This is a genomic window from Candidatus Methylomirabilota bacterium, from assembly GCA_028870115.1.
GTDB lineage: Bacteria > Methylomirabilota > Methylomirabilia > Methylomirabilales > Methylomirabilaceae > Methylomirabilis.
The window spans coordinates 1-1,089 of record JAGWQH010000111.1; the positions used below are offsets into that span (position 1 = coordinate 1).

Sequence of the window (1,089 nt, forward strand, 5' to 3'; positions counted from 1 at the left end):
CGATCCCGGTCTTCAGGGTCATGCTATGCGAAGGCTGTATTGTCGCTCCGCAGCGAAGACTGCAAATAAGATTGGGCCGCCTTCATGAATAATGCGGGTTAGGATCTCGAGCGGAGGCGTAGATTTCGAGATCAATCATGTCGAACTCGAAGCGCCCGCTTCTGACGAGCTACTGTCGTCACCTGCATAACCTCGCTCGACCAGATGCTTTTCGATATCTTCTTTCGCAAAGCCGATTCGTTGAGCCACCTTGTGAGCATGGCTGATCCGTGAGATCCCATCGACCAGTCGATAGGTAGGGGAACCATAGACAAACTCTGCCTGGCGATACAGGCCGATACCTCTTTTTTGAAACTGCTCTGCCAGTTCGTAATTGTGAGTTACCAGGATCGTATTGTTGCCGACTTGGTAAAATCCACCGAGGATGGTGTGAGAGATTTCCAGTTTCTCTTGATGGGTAGTTCCTTCCGCCAGTTCATCCAGAATGACCAGGCTTCTGGGCGACGACGCGAAAAAGATAGCCTTCGTGCGCTGTAACTCCGTTCCGAATCTCCCCTCCCGGTCGGCCAGCGAGTTGGCTTCCGGGACCTGATAGAAGATTCGATCGGCCACTGAGACCTCCGCCCGCTCGGCAGGCACATAGCAACCGATCTGTGCCAGCAGTTGCACCTGGGCGATAGTTTTACAGAAAGCGGTTTTCCCGCCTCCGTTTGGGCCGGTAACAAACGTGATTCGAGTCCCGTTCAGGTCGATATCGTTGGGTACGTAATCCGTATTCCCCTTTCCCAGAATAGGGTTTCTGACCGTTTTCAAGACCATAGTGTGCCGCTCTGAATCGATGAGCGTCGGTAGCACGGTTGAACCCCCGGACGCCTTGGCATAACGATGAAAGGAAAGCAATTCATCGATTTGCCCCAATGCTTCTAACGCCTGCTGAACATCGCGCGAGTCTCTATAGCCATTCCGCAAGGGATAGATAATACTGTCTCTGTCAAAACCTCCGACGACGGGTCCATACAGCAGGAATGAGGGGAGTAAGAACACCATCACGGCGGGCATCGCGTACGGGGAGATTCCCAGCGCGGGGGC

1 protein-coding gene is annotated in these 1,089 nt (G+C 53.5%); it reads right to left on the reverse strand.

Annotation, left to right across the window (positions count from 1 at the left end; translation table 11 throughout):
- Positions 1-135: 135 nt before the first annotated feature.
- Positions 136-1,089: DNA mismatch repair protein MutS (locus tag KGL31_13655; GenBank protein ID MDE2322936.1), on the reverse strand; the 954-nt coding region annotated here is incomplete at its 5' end.